The organism is Paenibacillus sp. FSL P4-0081, from assembly GCF_000758565.1.
Classification (GTDB): Bacteria; Bacillota; Bacilli; order Paenibacillales; family Paenibacillaceae; genus Paenibacillus_AQ; species Paenibacillus_AQ phytohabitans.
Genome location: NZ_CP009280.1, coordinates 2,561,244 through 2,583,740 on the forward strand (window position 1 = coordinate 2,561,244; position 22,497 = coordinate 2,583,740).

The window sequence follows — 22,497 nt, forward strand, 5'->3', positions numbered from 1 at the left end:
CAGGAAACGGAATGAATGCGAATTTGCTTAGACTTGATGCAAAATCCTGCACGAAATGCAACAATTATCCCGTTAAATCGGCTATTATCCAAAATTATTGTATAAAAAGCAGGATTTCCTCCTCCACCAAGCCGATATAAGAAATAATCCTGTATTTCATACAACAATCCTTCCGGGCACCCGGTTTATTCAGGAGCAAAGCTGTATTACATACAACAATTTGTAGCTGTCCGCACACTGTGAGCTGAGCTTTTGGCAGCCCGCTTTACTGCCGGAGGGACTGCTGAGGAACAGCGTACGTAATGCGTAATCACAACCCCAGACCGCCAAATTTACAACAATCCGGCTTGTGAACTGAGCTGCCTGACTTGCATGCCCGGATAGTGCAGGGGCGGATATTTGCCTAAAGATCGTTTATACTGAGTTTACATACAAATTTTATTTTAATAGCAGCGCTAGTGAGTGCAGACTTGGAGGTTTGATCGCTTGGAATTATTTGAATATATTTTGCTGATGCTGGCAGCGGTCTCGTTGTCCAATCTGGTGAACCGGTTTATCCCCTCGGTTTCCGTGCCCATCATTCAAATTGTGCTGGGGATGGCTTTGACCTGGCTGCCTTTGCATTTTGAACTGACGTTGAATCCGGAGCTGTTTCTGCTGCTCTTCATTGCCCCCTTATTGTTTAATGACGGCAGGCTTGCGGATAAAGTGGCGTTATGGAAGCTGAAGAAGCCCATATTGCTGCTCGCGCTGGGACTGGTCTTCCTGACGGTAGGTGTCCTGGGTTACTTCCTGCATTGGCTGCTGCCTATTCTACCGTTAGCTGCGGCGTTTGCTCTGGCGGCGGCACTTGCCCCTACGGATGCCATCGCTGTAGGCGCGTTGGAGCAGAAGGTCAAAATCCCGCATCAGACGATGCAGATTCTCGAAGGGGAATCTTTGATCAACGACGCTTCAGGTCTGGTCTCGTTTCAGTTTGCCGTGGCCGCCATGGTTACCGGGGCATTCTCCCTCAGAACAGCCAGCCTGAGCTTCATTACCATTTCAATCGGCGGTGTCGTGCTGGGGCTGCTGCTCACGCTGATTAAATACGGGATGGTCAGATGGCTGCGCAGACTCGGGATGGAGAACGTTACGTTACATATGCTGATTGAGATTCTGACTCCATTTGCAATTTTTATGGCGGCAGAGGAGCTGGGGGTTAATGGAATCCTGGCCGTTGTCAGCGCAGGTATTGCCCATTCCTTCGGATATAAGCAGATGAATCCCGAGGTGGCTAAGCTGAGCATCGTGTCCAAAAGCACCTGGTCCGTCATTATTTTTGTCTTGAACGGCCTGGTCTTCCTGCTGCTGGGTACACAGCTGCCGGAGATCATACAGACTGTCTGGAACAATCCGGATATCGGGAATTTCCAGGTAATCCTGTACACGTTATTATTAACAGCGGCCGTTCTTGGCCTGCGTCTGATCTGGATGCTGATCATGGATATTCCCGAAGGGGAGGAGCCGCGGGGACACTGGAAGCTGGAGTTCAAGAAAGCCCTCATTCTCACGCTGTCAGGAGTCCGGGGAACAATCACACTCGCGAGTACGATGTCACTGCCGTTTTTCCTGGATGACGGTACCCGGTTTCCGGCCAGGGATCTGATTATTTTCCTTGCGGCGGGTGTGATTCTCTGGACCCTGCTGGCCTCCAACTATCTGCTGCCGCTGTTGCTCGGCAAAGAAAATGAAGCAGAGCATAATGCCGAAGAGGTTGAGGCCAAAATCGAAATTCTGCGCAACGTAGTTTCCGGTCTAAACGATCAGGCTACGGATCATTCGAGAATGGCCCTGAGCCACTTGATCAGCACCTACACCTCAAGAATCCGCATGCTGAAGAAAAATGAAGCTGCAGAGGAAATGGAGCGGATGCTGGGTGTTACTTCGCTCAAGTGGCAAAGAGAGTACACCCTGACTGCGATGAAGCAGCGGGAGGTGAATCCGTACACGGCCTACCGTTATCTGAACCGGCTGAACAAGCAGCTATTCATGCACACCCGTGATCCGGAGTACAGGAATGACCTGGTTCCAATCAAAAGCTGGGAAGAGATTGTAGGAGTGATCCAGCAGGTGCGTCTGAGCGGCCAGGAACGGCGTGAGGAGTGGAACCGGCTGCAGTCTGCCAATTTTGCCTACGTCTTGAAGAAGCTGAGAGCGCTGCAAAGTAAAGGGGAGACCGAACCCGAAGCGGTCAGCGCCCTGATCATGCGCTATGAACGGGGGCAGATGAGATTGACCCGTACGGAGTCACTTTCCTCCACCAAACGGGAGTTTGAAGAGGCGCTGCAGGAGCTGTCCAGAGCAGGGATTCAGCTGGAGCGTGACAACATTCAGCTGATGTTCGAGACCGGACGGATTTCCAGAGCTAGCATGAAGGAAATGAAACGTGATATCCTGTTTATGGAACATGAATTGAGGGAAGAAATGGGCTAAGGAGTCCTCTTCTGTATTAAGACTGAAATTCCACAAGGAGATGAACATATAGAGGATGCGAAAACAAATCGTGGCGGGTACATGTGCAGTTGTTGCGGCAATCGGAATCTTTATTTATGCCGGAAGCGGGGAACGAAACACGGCTGACGTCGAAGAGGCGCAGGCACAGGGCAGCAGCCAGCCGGTTAGTCAGGCGGCCGCTCAGGACATTAAGCAGATGGTGTCTGATTACAGCTCGCGCGCGCTGACGTCCCAATCTGCCTCCATCACCTCCACCCAGCTCATCGTGGACAGCGGCGGGCCAAACGAAGTCACCTATGCTTTGCCGGAGAACGAATTCTTCCTGTCCGTTGCCCCTTATGTGCAGAAGACGCATCCATGTGCTACACACAGCCTGACCGGTTGCCAGGGGGAAATGGCAGGCCAGGACTTCGACGTATACATTGAAGATGCCGAAGGCAAAGAAGTGATGAAGCAGACAGTGAAATCCCAGCCTAACGGTTTCATCGACCTTTGGCTCCCGCGTGACCAGAAGCTTCAGATCACCGTCACGCATGACGGGAAACAAGCCAAGACCGAAGTATCCACCTTCAAGAGCGATGACACCTGTCTTACCACTATGCAGTTAAGTTAATCTATTTCTATTAGGGTTAAGTTCTAAGCCGTCTTCCGGTACCGCTATTCAGCGGCAGGGAGGCGGCTGTTTGCTGTGATCATTTACTTTTCTGACCATGCGAATCAATGGCCTCCGGCTTAGTAACACAACGCAGGAATCCTCCGCTTTGATCCAGAGGCACCTTTATGAAATCCTGCACAAAATACAACATTTTCCTCGTGAGATCGATCGAAATCGAAAATTGTTGTACTTTTTGCAGCATTTCCACGTCTTCCAGCCAATCAAAGAGACTATTCTTGTATTTCGTACAACAATTCGCCCAAACACAGGGGTAACTGGCGACCAGAGTTGTACTCCGTACAACAATTATGCCTAATCAGTCCGGCGGGCTTAAGAAACCGGCTTCGCTGCGGCTACAACTCCCGGGGGGAGTAACGAATAATCAGCTAAAGCTTATCCATACGTCTATCTTTCCCTCTCAATCCATCCATCGCTCTATCTAACCCTCTATCTAACCCTCTATCTAACCCTCTATCTATCTATCCATCCATCCCTCTATCTACCCACATATCCCCCCTACCTCTGCTCACGCCTCCCCCGCCCAGTCAACCGCCTAAGGTCTTCTCCGCTCTTGATTATAAAACCTAATTTACTATTCCAGAACCCGGTGTTACGATGGGGTGGAGTTGAGGCAAATAGGGGGCTAACAGGTTTCATGAAGCGGATCACCCGGGTTTTTCACAATTGGAGTGTGACCTCAAAGTTTGTTGGGGTCTTTGTTCTGATTCTAACGGTCTCGTCCATCATCACAGGGGTCATCATTTATGTGCAGGCGTACAATTCAGCCATCTCCCAGGCGCGGAGCGTGATGGAACAGAATCTGCTGCAGACCAAAACCACGATCGATGAAAAGGTGGACATGATCGAGAACATTTCGGAGATCATCGCCTTTGATTCCAGGATTCAGACGCTGCTGGACAGCGCTTTTATTAATGAGAGCTTTCAGCTTCAGGACTACCGATACAACGTTGCCCCGATTGTAGACAACATTATGCGGCAGAATACGTACATCCACTCGATACATGTCTATATGAACAATCCGACGATCCCTGAGATCTTCGAGCTTTACGACGGCTTCTATAGTATGGACCGGATTCGCGGGGACGGGGAGTATGTACGGTTTATGAAGGATGTCCAGAACTCCACGGACTGGCGGGGACTGCATCTGGAGAATCTGCTGACAACGAGGCCTGATGTGAAGGCCAAAGCGGATGTCTTTTCGTATAACCGGAAGATTCTCTCCGGACGCAATAACGAGGTGAACGGTCTGGTCGAAATTGAGGTGACACAAAGCGTGCTGTTCCAGCCGCTGGAGGATGCCAACACGGAGGTTGGAAGCGTTCTCGTCCTCGACAATAATCACAAGGTTGCCTCCAATAACAACACTCCGCTGTCCGATGCGATGATCAAAGAGCTCACCGGGGGGATGCCCGGGGATAACATGAGGCTGAATATGCTGGCAACGGTAGGCGGGGTCAGGTCCATAGTGATCTCGGTCCCGCTTACAGGCCCGGATCTTCGCCTTGTGGGTGTTTTTCCAGTCAGCAACTTCGTGGATAAAGTGAACCAGTCGATCCGGACCAGCTTCATGGTGCTGATTGCCGCGCTCATTATACTGAGCCTGCTGGTGTATTATCTGACAGTGAAGCTGCTGTCCCGCATGAAGGTGCTGCTTAAGGCGATGAAGCAGGTGCGGGAAGGCTCCATTGACGTATCGGTGCCGGTTGTCTGGAATGACGAGTTCACCCAGATGGCACTGAGCTTCAATCATATGACTACCCGGATCCATGATCTGGTCGAAACCGTATACAAATCCGAGCTGCTGGAAAAAGATGCCGAACTCAAAGCGCTGGAGTCCCAGATCAATCCGCATTTTCTGTACAACACGCTTGCGACGATCTCCTGGGTGGCCCGCAAGGCTAAAGCGCCGGATATCGTGAAGCTGTCAGATTCCATGGCGAAGTTCTACCGGCTGGTACTGAATAAGGGGAATTCGGAGACATTGGTGGCGAATGAGCTTGATATGGTGGGGGCTTATCTGGCGATTCAGAAGTTCCGGTTCGAGGACCGGTTTGACGCGGTTTTTGAAGTGGAGGAGCGGGTCAGGAACTGTTATACGCTGAAGAATATTTTGCAGCCGCTGGTTGAGAATGCACTGATCCACGGGATTGAGCCTAAGCGTTCACATGGTACCATTATCATCAAAGCAGCCCTCGAAGACGATCAGGTGGTCATCCGCATCATCGACGATGGGGTAGGCATGCCGCGGGATATGATCGGGGATGTAATTGCAGGCAAAGTTCTCAATACACGGGGCAGCGGGTTTGCCATTGCCAATATAACCAAACGTCTTCAGGCTTTTTATGGGGAATCCCAGCATATTGAACTTTACAGCAGACAGGGGATTGGAACGGTAATTACCTTGTCTTTTGCAGCCAGGGGGATGAACAATGTTTAAAATGCTTATTGTCGAAGATGAACGCTGGGAGAGAGAAGGGTTAATCGAGTTTCTGGACTGGGCGTCGATGGGCATCTCTGTGATTGAGACGGCATCGGACGGCATCGAGGGATTGGACAAAGCGCTGGAGATCAGGCCGGATATCATCATCACGGATATACAAATGCCCGGCAGGAACGGAATCGAGATGGCCAAGCTTGTTCTGGAGCAGCTTCCCGGGGTGCGGATCGTTGTGCTGACCGGGTACGATGATTTCGAATTTGCCCGTGAAGCCTTGCGGTTCGGCGCGGTGGATTATGTGCTCAAGCCGGTGGGGGAAGAAGAAATGCTCAGCACGATGCTCAAGGTCGTCCAAGGCTGTGAGGATCAGCTGCTGAAGCGGAGTGAAGAGGAGCGCATGTGGCTGGAAAAAGATGCGATGCACCACCTCTCGCTGCGCCAGCAGGTAATGGATTGGCTGCTGGGCCGGGGCGGTGCGGAGACGCAGCAGCAGACGATTAATGAACTCCGGGACAATGGCTATCTGGAAGCGGGCGCCTTCTCTGTGTGGCTGTGTTCCCGGCCGGGCTTGCCGCAGAAGCCGGATACAATGGAGATGGAGCGGACCGCCGGAACTGTACTGGGGCGGCAAGTGCTTGTGCTTTCGGCCGGGGCGGGGGCAGGGCAGGGAGAACTAGCGGCCTTCGTACTGCTCATCGCCCTGCAGCAGGATGAGCTCAGCGGACAGGCACAGCTTGCAGAGAAGCTGCTGCAGGTGCTTAATCTGCAGCCAGTGATCATGGAGGATACAGCCCGGGAACAGGTTGATCCAGCGGGGTGGATCATCGGTATAAGCTCACCGCGGGAGGATATCGGACTCATCCGCGAATCCTTCCGGGAATCGCAAAGTGCATTTAACTTCGCGGTGTTTAATGGCCTGAGCGGCGTTGTTGCAGCAGACGGGGAGCAGCTCGCCAGGAAGCAATTCACTAAGGACTCCGAGGTGTTCACCCGGCAGTTCCGGGAGCTGGCCAAGCGTCTGAGGTATGATCTCGGGAGCGGGAGCCCAACCGGACCGGTCATGGACGGACTATTCGCCTTGCTTGCCGCGCATCCCGGGGCAGGAAAATCCTATATCGCTTCCTTGCTCGGCGGTGTGATCGAGAGCTGTTCCTCGCTTGCGATGCCCGCTGCCCAAGCTACCACAGCAGTTGCCGCCAATCATATGGAGGCGCTGCTGGCCAGCAGCCGTCTCCCGGACATGAGAGCTTATACAGCAGGCGTTATCGGTGAAATGTCGCTGCTGCTGGAAGAAAAGCGGAACCGTAAGGACGACTATCTGATTAACAGGGTCATCGTTCTGATTGAGGAGCAGTACGGGAATCAGGATCTGAGCCTGGCTTATTTAGCCGGCGAGGTATTCGTCTCCCCCAACCACCTGGGGATGATCTTCAAGAAGAAGACAGGCAAGACACCGAGTGAATATATCCAGGAGTACAGGCTCGCACGTGCGGAGGAGATGCTGCGCACAACCAAGCAGCGCATAGCTATAGTGGCCGAGCAGATCGGCATTCCGAATCCATCGTATTTCGGGCTGCTGTATAAGCAAGTCTATGGAATGACACCCGGAGAGTACAGGGAATTCGTACAGCGTTAAGGATCAGATCCTTCCCGCACGATAATAAGTCAGCCTCAATCGCAGATGATGCGTTTGGGGCTCTTTTATTTAGACAGCGCTTACAAACTTCGTGGGATTCTGATACCCGCGTTCATTTTTGATATATAACCCTGGCAGGCGGCATTTTATAATTAACCCATAGGAAGATGAGAAGTCGAACGCAATCGAATGGAGAAGAAAGGATGTAGCTTATGAGCAGTTTGCCCTCCAAGCGGTTCTGGCAGCAGCGGTATCTGATGTTGCTGACCCTGCCGGCAGTACTATGGATGATCATTTTTAACTATATCCCGATGTATGGTGTGATTATTTCCTTCAAGGAATATACACCTTTTCAGGGGTTTCTCCACAGTCCCTGGACAGGGCTGGCGAATTTCCGGGAATTATTCAATGATCCGACGTTTACAGAATCACTGGTTAACACGTTCAAGATCAGTATTGCCAAGCTGGTATTTGGTTTCCCGGCACCGATCCTCCTGTCGATCCTGCTGAATGAGGTAGTATTCAAAAGATTCAAGCGGATTGTTCAATCGCTGACGTATTTGCCGTATTTCGTATCCTGGGTGCTGGTAGTCGGCTTAATGTACACCCTGCTGGACCCGGAGACTGGTGTAATCAGCAAAATGCTGGTCAGCACCGGGATAATTGGAAGCGATACCATGATGATGGGCAGTCCCCATACGTTCCTGACCCTGGTTGTGTTTACGGAGATCTGGAAAAATATCGGCTGGAACTCCATTATCTATCTGGCAGCCATTGCCGGTATTGATCCCCAGCTGTATGAAGCGGCCATTGTGGATGGTGCGGGCCGGTTCCGGCGGATCTGGCATATTACATTGCCTTCCCTGAAGCCAACGATCATTATCCTGCTGATTCTCTCGGTGGGCGGGCTCATTAACTCGAACTTTGACCAGATGTACCTGATGCAGAATTCAATGACCCAGGATGCAGCCAATGTGCTGTCTGTGTATTCGTACAAAACGGGTCTCGTAACAGGCAGATTCTCCTACGGGACTGCGATTGGCCTGTTCCAATCCATCGTTGCTTTTGTGCTGATGTACATTGCCAACTATTCTTCACGCAAAATCACTAAAGAGAGCTTGTTCTAGGAGGCGGGACATCATGTTAACGTATTCGAAAAGGTGGCCGGAACGAGCCTTTGACATCCTGAATGTGCTGGTGCTGCTGGCGCTCTGTATTATGACCCTGTATCCGTTCTATAATATCGTAATTACTTCCCTTAACGATCCGACGGATGCCGCCCGTGGGGGGATCGCCTTCTGGCCGCGCGTGTTCTCCATGGAGAATTACAAAGTCGTGTTTCAGGATGAACGTATGGGGCACGCCTTTTTCATCACCATCGCCCGGACTCTTGCCGGAACAGCAACTGCGGTATTGTTTACAGCAGCCTTTGCTTATGGCGTATCCAAGACCGAGCTGATGGGGCGTAGGATTTTCCTCATGATGGCTATTGTCACCATGTATTTCAGCGGCGGTATTATTCCTTATTACCTCGTTGTAGCCAAGTATCTGCATCTAAAAGGGAGCTTCCTGGTCTACATTATCCCGAATCTGTTCAATGTGTTTAATGCCATCATTATGCTGACCTTCTTCAGGGGACTGCCCAAGGAAATTGAGGAATCGGCCAAAATTGACGGTGCCAACGATCTGCGGATTTTCTGGCAGCTGGTCCTGCCGGTCTCCAAACCTGTGCTGGCGACGATTGCACTTTACAATGCGGTGTTCCACTGGAACGCCTGGTATGATGCCATGTTATTCGGTAATGATAACCTGCTGACACTCCAGCAGATTCTGATGCAGATCATCAGCTCGAACAGCAATGTCAGCCTGATGGCCAGCAACCTGGGACTGGGTTCAGTCTCTGCGCAATCGCTTAAGCTGGCGACGATGGTCATTACCACATTGCCGATTGTCTTTACCTACCCGTTCGTACAGAAATATTTCGTGCAGGGCGTGATGATCGGTTCGGTCAAAGGTTAATAACGGCTTTAACGGCTCCGGCCGTTTAAGTATATAGATTTCATTTTATGGGAGGTCAATGTATGAGAAAGAAAGGCGCACAAGGAATGGCCGCTGCTTTACTCGCCGTCACTCTGCTGGCAGGCTGCAGTTCTAATAATACCGGCACTAATGCAAATGGAGCGGCTGAGGGTAATGCGCCGGCTACTCCGGCAGCGAATGCTTCGGCAGAACCTGCTAATGCGGGCACAGACACCGGAAGCACGGAATCCTGGAAGCAAGACACCTCACCTTTTAAATTCACCCAATATTTCTACGGGAACTGGGCATCTGCATATCTGTGGAAGGATCAGTATGCGATGAAGCTGGCTACAGAAAAAACAGGTGTGACGATAGACCGCAAGCTGGCAACAGGGAACGATGACGATTACCTGAACACCATGATTGCTTCCGGGGATCTGCCGGATACCATCATGCTGGACTGGAACAATCCTGCGGTAAGCAAGCTGATCAATAATGGCATGGTCTACTCCATGGATGAGCTGATGGACAAATATGCACCTGAGCTGAAGTCCATGCTTGACCCGGACATGGTGAAATATCATTCGGTTAACGGGAAGCTCTGGTACTTGCCGAACCTGTTTGAAACCGCTGACAGACTGACCAGCGGGGTACCGATTACGCCGATTCGTCCATGGTTCTTCCGAGAAGATATTTACAAGGCCATTGGCAGTCCGGAGCTGAAGACGACAGATGATCTGATGAACGCCCTCAAGCTGGCAAAGGAGAAATTCCCGGAGATCAGTCCGGTCGGTGTGGAGAACTTCGATGTGGCCAAAAACAGCTTCGGCGGCAGCTTGTCAATGAACTTCCTGATCAGCTCCTTCTCGCCGAATCTGCTGGAGGAACGCATCAAGGATGATCAGCAGATCGTAGAATACCCGATGCGGAACAAAGGCTTCATCGATTCCTTCCGTTACATGAATCAGCTGTACCGCAATGGACTATTCGATTCACAGCTGCTGATCTATAAGCAGGAGCAGTATGAAGAGAAGCTATATGGGGCGCAATATGCCGCAGCTTCGCAGTACATGTCCAATATGTACACCCAATACAATCCGAAAATTGAAAGTACGCTGGGGGCCGATCATAAATACTCGATTATCGGCGGACTTCAGGCGAATGGTCAGGACCCAAGATATGCCGCTTCCCGTCTGATGGGCTGGCAGGGCTTCTTCATCACCAAGAATGCGAAGAATCCGGAACGGATTATCCGCTTTGCTGAATATGCCTGGTCCGATGAAGGACAACTTGATGCACGCTATGGTACTGAAGGCGAGACTTATGACATGGTTGACGGCCTGCCGAAATTCAAGCAGGAAATTATGGACTTGAAGCTTAAGGACAACAACGCTTATAACGCCCAGTACGGCTTTGATGATTCGACCCTCCTGATGCGGGCAGGTAAACTGTGGGATGATGCGTCCGCCCGTGACTTCCAGGAGCAGCAGCCGGAGCAATTCGCCGGAGCGAAGCTGCTGGAGAAATACAACTTCGACAGCTACTCCCTGGGCATGGACAATCTGGAGCCGGACGGCTCTTCACCTGAAGGTGTGATCAACGGCAAAGTGAAGGATCTCTGGAACAAAACCATTCCGAAGCTGATCCTGTCCGAAACCGATGCTGATTTCGACAACGCCTACAACGATTTCATCAGCCAAATGGACAAAGTCGGTGCAGAGAAGGCCGAGAAAGTGATGTATCAGCGCCACCTGGAGGATATGCAGAAGAAGGGCGTTCAATAAAGGATAGTGGGTTAGAGGGATTCGAGGGGGACCGTGTTTATCACGGTTCCTTTTTTGTTGTTCTGTTGATCTACACTAATCATGAGGAGAATCCGATAATCCGGTGTAAAGGGAATATATTCAATAGATTCCTGATATTATATCTGGCCGATGAGGAATAGTGACCAAGTCAAAGGAGCGTAATATGATTATCAGTTTGATTTTCGTTGCTTTAAGCGGATTAATGGGAGTAGGGATGTACTTTCTAGTCATCGGCATAGTTTTTTCTGCTGGCGGAGGCGGTTTATTTTGGGCAGCAACCGACTATACTCAACTGTCGTTTTATATTGTTCTATTGTTAGTGTGCATGGTAATCTGCTTTTTCTTCGCAAAACACTTATTAGAGAAGAACCTGCATCTTTTGCTTCTGATCTGTTTTAGCACGACAGTGCTCTTTTTCTTCCTTGCGCCTTGGCTTACATAATTAGAAATTCCAGATATACATTCAAAGAATAATCATTTTGCCTAATACAATGTTAAGCAAGGGAGATAAACAATGGAGAAATCCATAAAGACGGTATTCCAAGTCATTCTATATATGTTAGCAGCAATTGCAATACATCTGATCTTAATCTATTTTCTCGGGATAAGAATTGAGGGAGGATGGGGAACAGAGTTAATCATTTTGCTGAGTACAACGTATTTTCTGCCCCTCGCCATGTGCTTTATCAACGGTTTATTGTTTAGTAGGGCGAAGAGAGTCAGGGACCGGATCACCTTATTACAATGCCGAAGTATTCGGCTGAAATGATCTATCTGCTTCCAATAGTTATTATAATCATCCAATTAATTATGACTATATACTATCTTATTAATGTAAGGGTATGGAATAGGAATTAATGTAATCACTATCGAATGAAATGATTGCCGCACCTGTTGTGCTGGCTTATAATTAACTCAGACGAAGAACGTCCCAAGCTGCTGCTGGCAGAGGGGCGTTCTTTTTTTGCGTAAATGAGAGAGGGAGGTAACTGATTATGGAGTTTGAAAATGCACATCAGCTGCTAATGGAGCAGCATTTATCGGTCAGAACAGGGGAGCGCAAAGGCCGGTTGGCACGGGGGCATCAATATGCCGAGAAGCTATTCCTGCAAAATGTCTGGTGGCCGCTGTTCGGCAATCTGGATCATCTGCATCCTGAATATGAGGTGTATGACTGGAACCGCAAGTCGCAATTTCTTGATTTTGCTTTTCTTCCGCCGTACGGGAAATTCGGTTTGGAATGCGATGGGTATCAGAGCCATGTGAAGGATATGGACCGGGAGAGGTTCAGCTATTCGCTTAACCGGGATACTTTTTTGAATGGACTGGGCTGGAGGATTATCCATTTCTCCTTCGATGATGTGCAGAACCGCCCGGAGATCTGCCACATGCTGCTGCAAATGGTCATCGCCCCTTCATTGATCCGGGTTCCGTCCGGGCAATCCCTCTCCCCGCAGGATAAGGAAATCGTTAAACTGGCTTGGAGCCTGGACAAGGGACTACGTCCCAAAGACGTGATGCTGCAATACAATCTGAACTTTCGGACGGCGCGTAAGCAGCTGCAGGAGCTGGTGCGTAAAGGGCTGCTCCGTCCGGTGATGCAGAATTCATACATTTGTTATTATGAGCCGGTGGAGGGAGTACCTGATATGTTCGTGTAGCTGTTTGTGTAGTTGTTTCTGTAGCTGTTTATGTAAGAGCTGATGAATTGTCCGGGAAAATATGCTCTGAGCTTTCAAGCAAGGTTTGTAAGTTAGGCAAACTGCTTAGAATGTGCTGTTGTCTCAGAGCTCCGGCCTGTAGCAGCGAATGGGATTCTTAAGTTCGCGGCTGTGTAGAGGGAAATGTTGTATGAAATACAACTCGGTTACATGCATACCCGGCTGTTTTGGAGGATTGTTGTACGAAATACAACAATTATTCCAATAATCGGCTTGGAAGAGGAGAATTGCTGCATTTTATACAACAATTTTCAATTTTGACCCTTTTAAGGAGGAGAATGTTGTATTTAGTGCAGGATTTTGAGTAATAGTGACCTTACTCCGCTCCATTCGCACCATCCGCACCATTCGCACCATGAGGATGCATGCGGACCCAGGCAGGATTACTCTATAGACATTAAGAAGTTTATCGACCTGTTCGCCCACGGATTTGCGCAGATGAACCTGCTCATGGACAGCTTATAGTCTTGTTAACGTTCTATTCACAATACTCTGTTAGTCTCTATAAGTGTCAGGCGGATGATTATCCGGCCTACAATATGTAAGATGATGCGGAGGATAATATGGTAATAACTATGCAAAAAAGGCTGGCCGCTGGTCTGACGATATTAGCTGTAATCGGGTTAAGCGTGAGCCTTATATTTCCCGGGAAACATGCCATGGCCGAGACGGCTCAAACCCAGCCAGCGGTACCTCAGACTGAAGCATCTGCCGCCAATCTGAAGGATATCGCGGGTCTGACTGCTTTCGTTGACGGAATCATGGAAGAGGATATGAACCGGCTGCAAATTCCGGGAGCGGTGATCTCCATCGTCAAGGACGGCAAGATCATTTTGGGCAAAGGGTATGGCAGCTCCAATCTGGAGCAAGCGGCTCCGGTTGACCCTGCAACCAGCATGTTCCGTATCGCTTCTACGACCAAGCTGTTCACCTGGACTGCTGTAATGCAGCTCGTTGAACAAGGTAAGATTGATCTGGATACCGATATTAACACCTACCTGAAATCCGTGAAGATTCCTGCTACTTATCCTGAACCCGTCACCATGCGCCATTTGATGACCCACACAGCAGGATTTGAAGAGGGCGGAGTCGGTTATCAGATCGTCACTGATCCTGCCGGATTGCCCGGTTCCATCTCGGAGACACTCCATAAACATATGCTGGCCCGGATCAGACCGCCCGGTGAGATGAGTGCCTATTCTAACTATGGAGCCACGCTTGCAGGTATGATCGTGGAGGACGTCAGCGGTATTCTTTATAATGATTATATTCAGAAGTATATCTTCGATCCGCTGGATATGAAACATTCGACGGTCGTGGAGCCATTGCCGGAGTCATTCGTCCCTTACCAGGTGGTAGGGTATAATAGCGAGAACGGCAGCTTTATTCCAGGCACGCCTACTTTCGAGGGCGGATTTCGTCCTGCCGGCTCGGGCACCGTATCTGCAGTAGACATGGCACATTTCATGATCGCGCATCTGCAGAACGGGAAATATGGCAAAGGGCAGATTCTGAAGCCTGAGACTGCTGCATTCATGCATTCAACGGCCTTCCAGCTCGATAAGCGCCTGCCGGGAGTAGCTCTCGGATTCGCAGAGAAGCGGGTGAACGGGGTAACATTAATCTCTCATGGCGGCTCCGATCCCATGTTTAATACGGAATTGTATCTCGCACCTGCCAAGCAACTGGGGATTTTCTTATCCTACAATGGCGGTCAAGGCAGTGAATCGGCAGCAAATCTGGTCCAGGCCTTTTTCAACCGGTATTATCCCGCTCCCGAAGTGAAGCAGCCGGAGTTCTCCGCTTCCGCGGAATCCGTACAGAAATATGCCGGCTCCTATCAATTTACACGCCGCAACATAAGTGATATTGACAAGTTCTTTAACTTTTTTGCCCAGCTGAATGTTACGATTGCGGACAATAAGCTATCCTTGGGAAGCGGCAGTGAACAACAGCTGTACAGAGCCATCGGTCCTAACCTGTTTCAGCTTGAAGGAGGGACCGATCAGATCGGCTTCCTTACGGATGAGTCCGGCAAAGTTACACATATGCTCCTGGACATGGCTCCGGAGATGCCGCTGGAGCGTACGCCACTTTTGGATCAGAGTAAGTTTTGGCTTATCCTTCTTGGTGTCGTAGGATTCATTTTCATCACCGCTTTGCCCGGACCCCTCTTCTTCAGACGCAGGTTCAAGGCGATGACGCTCGCAGAAAAGCGGGCCATCCGATTATCTGCGGGAACTGCCGGCTGGGCGCTGTTATCTTTTATTACTCTGTTTATGGTTATTATGTCCATGGACATTATGCAGAAGCTCAGCGGTATCAGTCCTTTGCTGTCTGTCAGCTTGGTTATGCCAATCATTATGGCGGGCTTGACCTTAGCAATGTTGGTCTCGGCTATATTGGTTTGGAAAAATAAGTACTGGACCGCCTTTAAGCGGGTGCATTACACGTTAGTGACGCTTTCGGCTGTCGTACTGATGATCTTCTTCTACTATTGGAATCTGCTCGGCTGGCAGTTTGGATAACGCTTAAGAGAGAAGGATGATCGTGGCTACTATACTTATCGCGGATGATGATGACAATATCCGGAAGCTGATGTCTCTATATCTGCGCAAAGAAGGGTTCGACCTCGAAGAAGCCGGGGACGGCACCAAGGCCTTGTCCATCATAGAGGACTCACAGATCGATCTTGTCATTCTGGATATTATGATGCCGGGACTGAATGGCTGGGAGCTGTGCAGGGAAATCAGGCGTTCGGATGCCAACCTCCCCCTCCTCATGGTGACGGCCAAAGCGGAATCTGCCCACAAAGTGAAAGGATTTCAGCTCGGAACGGATGATTACCTGACCAAGCCGTTTGATCCGGTGGAACTGGTGATGCGGGTAAAAGCGCTGCTCAAACGCTCACTGGTAGTTACTTCCCAGTCCGTGCAGCTCGGCAATGTGGTGCTCAACCGCCGGACCTTTCAGGTTACACGCAGTGGGGCACCGGTCACGCTTCCCTTGAAGGAATTTGATCTTCTGTTTCTCCTGGTCAGCCATCCCGGGCAGATTTTCACCAGAGAACAACTGATTCAGCAAGTCTGGGGACTCCATTATGAAGGGGACGGGCGGACTGTAGATGTGCATATCAGCCGGCTGAGGGAGAAGTTCAGCGGCAATGGCGAGGGTTTTCAAATCGAAACTGCCCGCGGTCTGGGATACCGGCTGATCCCTGAGCCATGATCAAGACACTGTATGTTCGGGTCATTCTCACGTTCCTTAGCATCATCATCTTCAGCCTGATCTGTTCCTTTTTCATCGGCTTGTATGTTTTTCAGCAGCAAATAAGCTATAAGGGACAGAGCGAAATGCTCGCAGTGGGCCAGGAGATCATTCACCGCTATGATGACGCCAAGCCTACAGATACGGACGAGTTCCTGAATAGTATGGTTAAAATATCGGCACATCCCATTAACCTGTACGATCCATCCGGAGAACATACTTTTTACGGGCTCATAGATAGCCCTGCTGTACCCATCACCTCAGAAGCTGTCCGGCAAGTGCTGCAGGGGAAGGTCTATCGTTCCTCCAAGGAAGATAAGGATACGTTCATCGGAATGCCCTTTATGCTCAAGGGGGAGTGGCATGCAATGTTCCTGCAGTACTCTGCAGGGAACGAGGCTATCGTCAACCGGATGGTACTCTTTGTGCTGCTGCTGGTGCTTGTGCTGGGAAGTGTATGTATCGTTGTTGCTGCCAGATATCTGGTGGAGCCGATCAAGGCTTTGACGAATGCTACCAAAAGACTGGCCAAAGGTGACTTCGAGGTGGATCTTAAAAGGAACCGAGTGGACGAGATCGGGGAGTTGACACAAAGCTATGTGGAGATGGCCGGAGAATTGAAGCAGCTGGAGCAGATGAGGCAGGACTTCGTATCGAATGTTTCGCATGAAATTCAGACACCGCTTACGTCTATTTCCGGCTTTGCCAAGGCGCTGCAGAACAATGATCTGATTGCAGAGGAGGAACGCAAGGACTATCTGGATATCATCATTGCGGAGAGTGGGCGTCTGTCGAGGCTAAGTGATAATTTGCTGAAGCTTGCTTCCCTGGATTCCGAGCATCATCCCTTCATAACAGGCTCCTTCCGGCTTGACGAGCAGATTAGAACCATCGTTGTAACCTGTGAGCCGCAATGGTCAGCCCGAAGCATCGTTATTGATCTGGAGCTGCCGGAAGCTGTCCATATCATTGGGGATGAAGATCAGCTGAAGCAGGTATGGATGAATCTGCTCAGCAACAGCATTAAGTTCACGCCTGAAGGCGGGAAGATCCGCATCTCTTTAGACAGCAGTGCAGCAGAAGTATCCGTCACCATCAGCGATAATGGCATCGGGATTTCCCCGGAAGAGGCTGGCGCCATCTTTCAAAGATTCTATAAAGCTGACAAGTCGCGCAGCGGAAACAACAACGGGAACGGTCTGGGGCTTGCGATTGTCAAAAAAATCGTCTCCCTGCATCAGGGGAACATTGAGGTGGAGGGAGCACCTGGAGGAGGGACGACGATGATTGTCAGGTTGCCCGTACGCCAGACATGATGAAGTCCCTAAATTGCCGGTCCGCTGCCTGGTCTTCCTCCGTAACCAAACCGCCCCGCTGATGAGTAAGAATCACGGCTTTTTGCAGGTACATGAAATACAGGTGGGTGGACTTCTGCAGAATGGGCATGGGGATACAACAATCCGGAATAATTGGGAGGTAATAAGACCATACCTCGGGGTATACCGGTTCAGGTCCAAGGCGTAAACGAAGCGACTGCCCAGGCAACAAGTAAGGAAACAGACAATGCCTCAACGAGTGCCGGAACAATATGGGTATAGGGAAAGCAGTACTAAAGAAACACCAGGGTCAACGAAAACGACAACTACGAAAGCCATTCAACTAACGGGACTGACAGATATCACGAGCATAACTGCGAATGCAAATAGCTCAGCAGAAGTTCTTGCAGTTGATAAAGCTTGAATATGAATTTAGAAAATTCTTAACTGTGGTAATTCTGTCGCATTACAATGAATAAATGTCCCTCCGGTAGCTGCGGAGGGGCATTTGTTCATGTACAGGAAATTAAGCATGAAGAAATATTGTGAAAAAGACAGTGAAGAGACGGCTAAAGAAATTTAGATGAGTATTGTTTAGAGCCTGGGTGTCCGGTGTTCCTGAAATAAATGGATTTTCTCCACTTGCTAGGAATCGGAGGAGTGACAGTCCAACAGCAGTTGGAAAAACAGCACTTAATTGGCAGCAAATCGGTCAAAGTAAAGGAAGGATGAGAATTTAAATGCCATTTATCCAATTAAACTCCGAAAATAATCCAAAATGATGAAATTAAGATATGTTTTTCCACTTAAATTCTTCAGAGGTTGACCTGACCAACATCAGCTAGCATGAGTAAGCAGCTTGCTTACAAGGAGATCCTTCGCTGGAACAGAGAGCAGCAGCAGGAGCTATCGCATGGCAACCCGATAAGTTTGCCTGGAGGAAAATTTTGTTCGTTACAGAGCTAATCCTCTATTCCTCAACCGTCTTCGCCGAGCTCGGCGTGTTCTTGTTCTTATACACCCACATCGCGTACTCCAGCGGGCGGATCAGCGCTTTGCGGTAGGTGCTATTGTCGCCGGAGCGGGCGAAGACCTCGCGGGCCGGCTTGGGGTTGACCTCCAGCACGTAGATCTTGCCCTCGCGGTCGATCGCGAGGTCGAGCGCCAGCTCGCAGAGTGCGCCGAAGCTGTCTTCGAGGTACGCGGCGGCTTCGAGCCCCAGCTTCTCTGCGGTCCGCATGGCCTTGTCGGCCCGCTCTTCGTTGCCGAGCCACTGCTTCAGCAGGGCCTCGGCCCGCATCGCATGCCCGCCGCCATGAAGGTTCGAGGTGACGCTGCGGGCAGCGCCTACCCGGCCGGCCATGCCGGTGAATTCCCAGACGCCCTGGCCGTTCTTCTGCACAAGCATCCGGTAATCATGGAACCGTCCGCTGGGCAGACGCAGCGGAATGCCTTGCTGGATGAGGAACCGTCCGCCGAGGCACCACTGGCGCACAATCGACTCCAGGCGGTTCAGCGACACCTTGCGGGGCGCGATGATCTGGCGGCTCTGGCGGCGTCCCTGGATATCGTAGAGGTGCTTGCCTTCCCGCTGCCGTTCAATCCGCAGGATGCCGCGTCCGCCGGTGCCGTTAACCGGCTTGACGTAGACGACCGGACTGATCTTCAGCATCCGGTGGAGATCGGCGGAAGACTGATATAGAAGAGTCTCCGGCATATGCTGCCGAAAACGGCTTTTCTGTGAAAAGGTCTGGTGAACCGTCCACTTATTACGCAGCGGGCGGTTCAGGAAGGTCAGGTGGTCGTACCGCGCGCGGAAGCGCAGCAGCTGCTGGAACCGCTGGCTGCGCTGAATGCGGCAGCGGTCATAGATCATATTGGGGAAGGAGCGCCACCTGCGCGACCATGTTCCGCTTTTAACATCATAGACAAGCGCATGGATCTGTTCCTTGCTTACATGCACATCTGCGGGGGTAAAGACAAAGACATCCAGGCCAATCCGGCTGCCTTCAATAATCATCCTCCGGTACACGCTCTTCTCCTCAAGCTGTTTGGCGTCATTCAGATATAGCGTGAGGATGCCTAAGACGGGCTCTGGCACAGGAGTTCACCTTCTTGTGGGAGAATAGTAGGTCCGGCTGCAGTCCGGGGAGACCGCAGCAGCAGCGTGGGTTTGCCCGTAGGGCCGTTAACCAGGTCTACGGCGGCAAGCCCGCTGTTGAAGCACATTTTCAGGCTGGCCGGGTTATCGCAGGCCACATGGCATTCCAGCTGTCCAAGACGTTCCAGCTGCGCGGTAAGCAGGGCTGTGCCGGTATGCCTCTTGCGGTACAGGGGATGAACGGCTACTACACAGGCCTCCTTGCCGTAGCCGGAGACGAAGCTGACACCTGCCAGCTGACGGCCGTTCTGACCCCTTACAGTGGCAACGAGCAGCGAAACTCCCGGCAAGGCGAGCTGCTCCGGTGTCAGCCGGGCCAGCTGCCTGCATCCGCGAAGTGTAATCCGCTGCTCCCCATACTCCTTCAGGAACTCAAGCAATCCGGCTAGTCTGGAATTCCACTGCACCGGATTGCTGTCGTAGAGTGAGGATATCTGCATGGTGTCACTTCCTTTACGGGTTTAATTAGGGCTTGGTCTGGCGGGACAGATGCTGGCCATAATGAAAAATGCGTTCCAGCGACAGCTTGCGGATCGCCGGCTCATCGAATTTCATCGGCCGGGAATTGGCCTCGAAGAACCACAGCCCGCCTTCTTCATCGACGCCGAGGTCCATTGACATCTCGCCCAGCATGGTCGCCGAAGCGCGTTCAATCTGCCGGGCAATCAGCAGCGCCGTGGTGGGGACATTCTTCAGGATGACCGCAGCCTGCTCCGCCCCGAAGGTCCCCTCCAGCATGCTGGAGGGCTCTTCAATACTGCCGCCGCGCGGCACATGGGTAGTGATGCTGCGGGCTCCGGCCAGCCGTGCGCCAATGCCGGTGACCGCCCAGGCGCCACGGCCGTTCTTCTGCAGCAGCACGCGAAGATCGAAGGGGCGCCCGTGGTGCGCAGCAAGCACAATGGCCTGCTGCACAATATAGCGGGATACCCCTTTTTCCCTGACGATTCTGGCCCACAGGCGTTCGATGGAAGCGGCTTTGTAGGTCGTGTTCTTTTTGCCGCTCTGGATCTGCAGCCTGTAAGGCAGCATAGCATCCATCCGGTATCTCAGCCGCATAATCCCTTTGCCGGCTTTGCCGTTCTCCGGTTTGAGGTAGAGACTGTCGTGATTCTTCAGCATGGCCGTCAGGGTTGCTGCACTGCGCAGACGGCGGGTCTTGGGCACATGCTTTGAGGTTGCTTTGGATTCCTTGAGCCACTCGAAGAGATTCCATTTATTGAAAAAGCTCGGGTTGTACAGCTGGATCTCAGGATGCTCCAGACACTCCGCTATTTTGCGGGCGACCGGTGCTTTCTCCTCTTCAACGCGGTTCGGAATCCGGTTATAAATCACCTGCGGCAGCGGGACAGGAATGGAGTACCAGAGCTTGCCGCTGGCAGAAGGGACGTAGCCGTTCACCATCCGCTCCTCCAGCTTCAGATCGCGGACAGTGACGACATATACCAGATAACCCATTTCTTTGCCGGTGCGGATAATATCGCGGAAGTTATTGCGGTTGCCGCGAAACTGCTTCAGCCGGTCACTGGTCGTCAGGATGGCGATAACGGGCTTGCCGGGGTCGGGGATACGGCTGTTCACAAGTCATCCCTCCTGCGGAATTTGCTGAGATACAGACAATGCTCCAGGATGTGCTCAATGGAAGCTTTGCCCTCAGCGCGCAGGGAGGGGTGGCGGAAGATAGAGCGTCCCGGTTTGGCATTGGCCTCGAACATCCAGATATCCTCATCCTGGTCAATCCCGAGATCAAACCCAATCTCACCGAGCAGATGCCGGTGCTGGATTTCCAGGGATTCGGCCAGCTTGACGGCTGTTGTTTTGGCGCGCTGCAGCACTTCATCCGATCTTGCGCCGAAGACACGGCCCAGTGCCTGCTGCGGTGTAAGCAGGGCGCCGCCGTTCTTCAGGTGGGTGGTGACACTGCCCCGGCCGGCTTTCTTGGCCCCGATGCCGACAACTACCCATTGGTTGCTGCCGTTCTTGTGCATATGGAAGCGGAAATCAATCGGGCAGCCGTCAATCTCAATCAGCCGGATACCCTGCTGAACCACATAGTTCTGCAGGCTCTGTCCGTGACGGCCGCGCAGCATGCGCATCAGGCTGTCGAAGCTGGTGAAGCGCAGCAGCACATTCTTGCCGCTCTTACGGTAACGGGCGAAGTACCCCTTCTTCGGCAGGTAAGTTAGGCGGTAGATGCCGTGTCCAAGACTGCCTGCGGAAGGTTTGTAATAGACAAAGTGGTGGCGGTCCAGCATATCGCGCATCTGTTCTGTGCTGGGGTTGCTGTGTGTTTCAGGCACGAAGCGGTTGGCGGCACCGTCATTCTCCAGCAGACGGTATACATCCGATTTATTGAAGAAGCTCCAGTTGAAATAAGGAATCTTCTTGCGACCGAAACGCTCGCGCAGCTGGTTGATGTATGGGGAAGTCTCCGCCCTGCGGCTGGGCAGACGGTTGTAGACGACATCCGGAAGCGGCACTATTTTACGCTCGAATTTGCCGCTTGCACTCAGGAAATAGCCGTTGACCTGCTCCTGCTGCCAGTCGATGTCACGCGGCATGAAGGCGAAGATATAGCATTTGTTGCTGCCTTCGCGCAGCAGCTGCTTGATGAAGCCGGTACGGGAGCCGAAAGGCTGTGCCGCGGAGGCAGGCCCGTCGGAGAGTACGCCGACCAGCGGTCCGAGCTGGACCTCATCATTCTGCAGGTTGCGCAAATAAATGCCGCCTGATTTCGGAATCTTGATTGCGCTCTTCACTCCCGAGGCCAGGAAGAGATGCTTGCCGGCGCGTTTGATCGGCTTGATCATCGCCGGTATGGCATCCTTCCCGAGGCGCAGGCGGATGTTTTTCTTGCCGGATAATTTCAGGCTTTTCATCAGTTCACCCGAGACATAGACTACTCGTTGGGGCTGCTTGGTGAAATGCACATTGCAAAAAGTGAGACCCATTTATGAATCCTC

The 22,497-nt window shown here is 51.5% G+C and carries 16 protein-coding genes; 12 read left to right on the forward strand and 4 right to left on the reverse strand.

Annotated elements, in window-relative coordinates:
- Positions 1–486: 486 nt before the first annotated feature.
- From P40081_RS10765 to P40081_RS10825, 12 genes are all read left to right on the forward strand, one after another.
- Entirely contained in the window at positions 487–2,475 is a 1,989-nt protein-coding gene (locus tag P40081_RS10765) for a Na+/H+ antiporter (protein ID WP_042135376.1), read from the forward strand.
- Positions 2,476–2,530: 55 nt separating this feature from the next.
- Entirely contained in the window at positions 2,531–3,109 is a 579-nt protein-coding gene (locus P40081_RS10770; protein ID WP_042135377.1) for a CueP family metal-binding protein, read from the forward strand.
- Positions 3,110–3,806: 697 nt separating this feature from the next.
- Entirely contained in the window at positions 3,807–5,609 is a 1,803-nt protein-coding gene (locus P40081_RS10775) for a cache domain-containing sensor histidine kinase (protein ID WP_042135378.1), read from the forward strand.
- Positions 5,602–7,245 (forward strand): response regulator transcription factor, encoded by a 1,644-nt coding sequence (locus P40081_RS36310; RefSeq protein ID WP_052421760.1) that lies wholly within the window; start codon positions 5,602–5,604, stop codon positions 7,243–7,245. Before P40081_RS10775 ends, P40081_RS36310 begins: the two co-directional genes overlap by 8 nt.
- 212 nt (positions 7,246–7,457) lie before the next feature.
- Complete coding sequence (locus P40081_RS10785) at positions 7,458–8,372, forward strand: ABC transporter permease (RefSeq protein ID WP_042135379.1); 915 nt, start codon at positions 7,458–7,460, stop codon at positions 8,370–8,372.
- Between the two features lie 13 nt (positions 8,373–8,385).
- A complete protein-coding gene (locus P40081_RS10790) occupies positions 8,386–9,264 on the forward strand; it encodes a carbohydrate ABC transporter permease (protein WP_039308538.1) in 879 nt (292 codons plus the stop codon).
- A gap of 62 nt (positions 9,265–9,326) precedes the next feature.
- The gene (locus P40081_RS10795; RefSeq protein WP_042135381.1) at positions 9,327–11,048 is read left to right on the forward strand and encodes a type 2 periplasmic-binding domain-containing protein; all 1,722 of its coding nucleotides are present in this window, start codon (positions 9,327–9,329) and stop codon (positions 11,046–11,048) included.
- Between the two features lie 184 nt (positions 11,049–11,232).
- Positions 11,233–11,511: a hypothetical protein gene (locus tag P40081_RS10800; protein WP_042135382.1), complete on the forward strand. Its 279-nt coding sequence runs from the start codon at positions 11,233–11,235 to the stop codon at positions 11,509–11,511.
- A 553-nt stretch (positions 11,512–12,064) separates the two neighbouring features.
- Positions 12,065–12,730, forward strand: a complete 666-nt coding sequence (locus P40081_RS10810; RefSeq protein WP_042135386.1) for a PDDEXK family nuclease — start codon at positions 12,065–12,067, stop codon at positions 12,728–12,730.
- A 623-nt stretch (positions 12,731–13,353) separates the two neighbouring features.
- Positions 13,354–15,318 (forward strand): serine hydrolase domain-containing protein, encoded by a 1,965-nt coding sequence (locus P40081_RS10815; RefSeq protein ID WP_231575324.1) that lies wholly within the window; start codon positions 13,354–13,356, stop codon positions 15,316–15,318.
- 22 nt (positions 15,319–15,340) lie between these two features.
- Positions 15,341–16,018 (forward strand): response regulator transcription factor, encoded by a 678-nt coding sequence (locus P40081_RS10820; RefSeq protein WP_042140949.1) that lies wholly within the window; start codon positions 15,341–15,343, stop codon positions 16,016–16,018.
- The gene (locus tag P40081_RS10825) at positions 16,015–17,373 is read left to right on the forward strand and encodes a HAMP domain-containing sensor histidine kinase (RefSeq protein ID WP_042135388.1); all 1,359 of its coding nucleotides are present in this window, start codon (positions 16,015–16,017) and stop codon (positions 17,371–17,373) included. Before P40081_RS10820 ends, P40081_RS10825 begins: the two co-directional genes overlap by 4 nt.
- Before the next feature lie 970 nt (positions 17,374–18,343).
- Here P40081_RS10825 and P40081_RS10830 read toward each other — a convergent pair.
- Genes P40081_RS10830 through P40081_RS10845 form a run of 4 tightly spaced genes read right to left on the reverse strand, consistent with a single transcriptional unit; the run spans position 18,344 to position 22,485 of the window.
- Positions 18,344–19,474, reverse strand: a complete 1,131-nt coding sequence (locus P40081_RS10830) for a YheC/YheD family endospore coat-associated protein (RefSeq protein ID WP_042135389.1) — start codon at positions 19,472–19,474, stop codon at positions 18,344–18,346.
- Complete coding sequence (locus tag P40081_RS10835; RefSeq protein WP_042135391.1) at positions 19,456–19,974, reverse strand: GNAT family N-acetyltransferase; 519 nt, start codon at positions 19,972–19,974, stop codon at positions 19,456–19,458. The genes P40081_RS10830 and P40081_RS10835 overlap by 19 nt, the downstream gene beginning before the upstream one ends.
- Before the next feature lie 25 nt (positions 19,975–19,999).
- Positions 20,000–21,115, reverse strand: a complete 1,116-nt coding sequence (locus P40081_RS10840; RefSeq protein WP_042135394.1) for a YheC/YheD family endospore coat-associated protein — start codon at positions 21,113–21,115, stop codon at positions 20,000–20,002.
- Positions 21,112–22,485: a YheC/YheD family endospore coat-associated protein gene (locus P40081_RS10845; RefSeq protein ID WP_042135395.1), complete on the reverse strand. Its 1,374-nt coding sequence runs from the start codon at positions 22,483–22,485 to the stop codon at positions 21,112–21,114. Before P40081_RS10845 ends, P40081_RS10840 begins: the two co-directional genes overlap by 4 nt.
- Between the last annotated feature and the right edge of the window lie 12 nt (positions 22,486–22,497).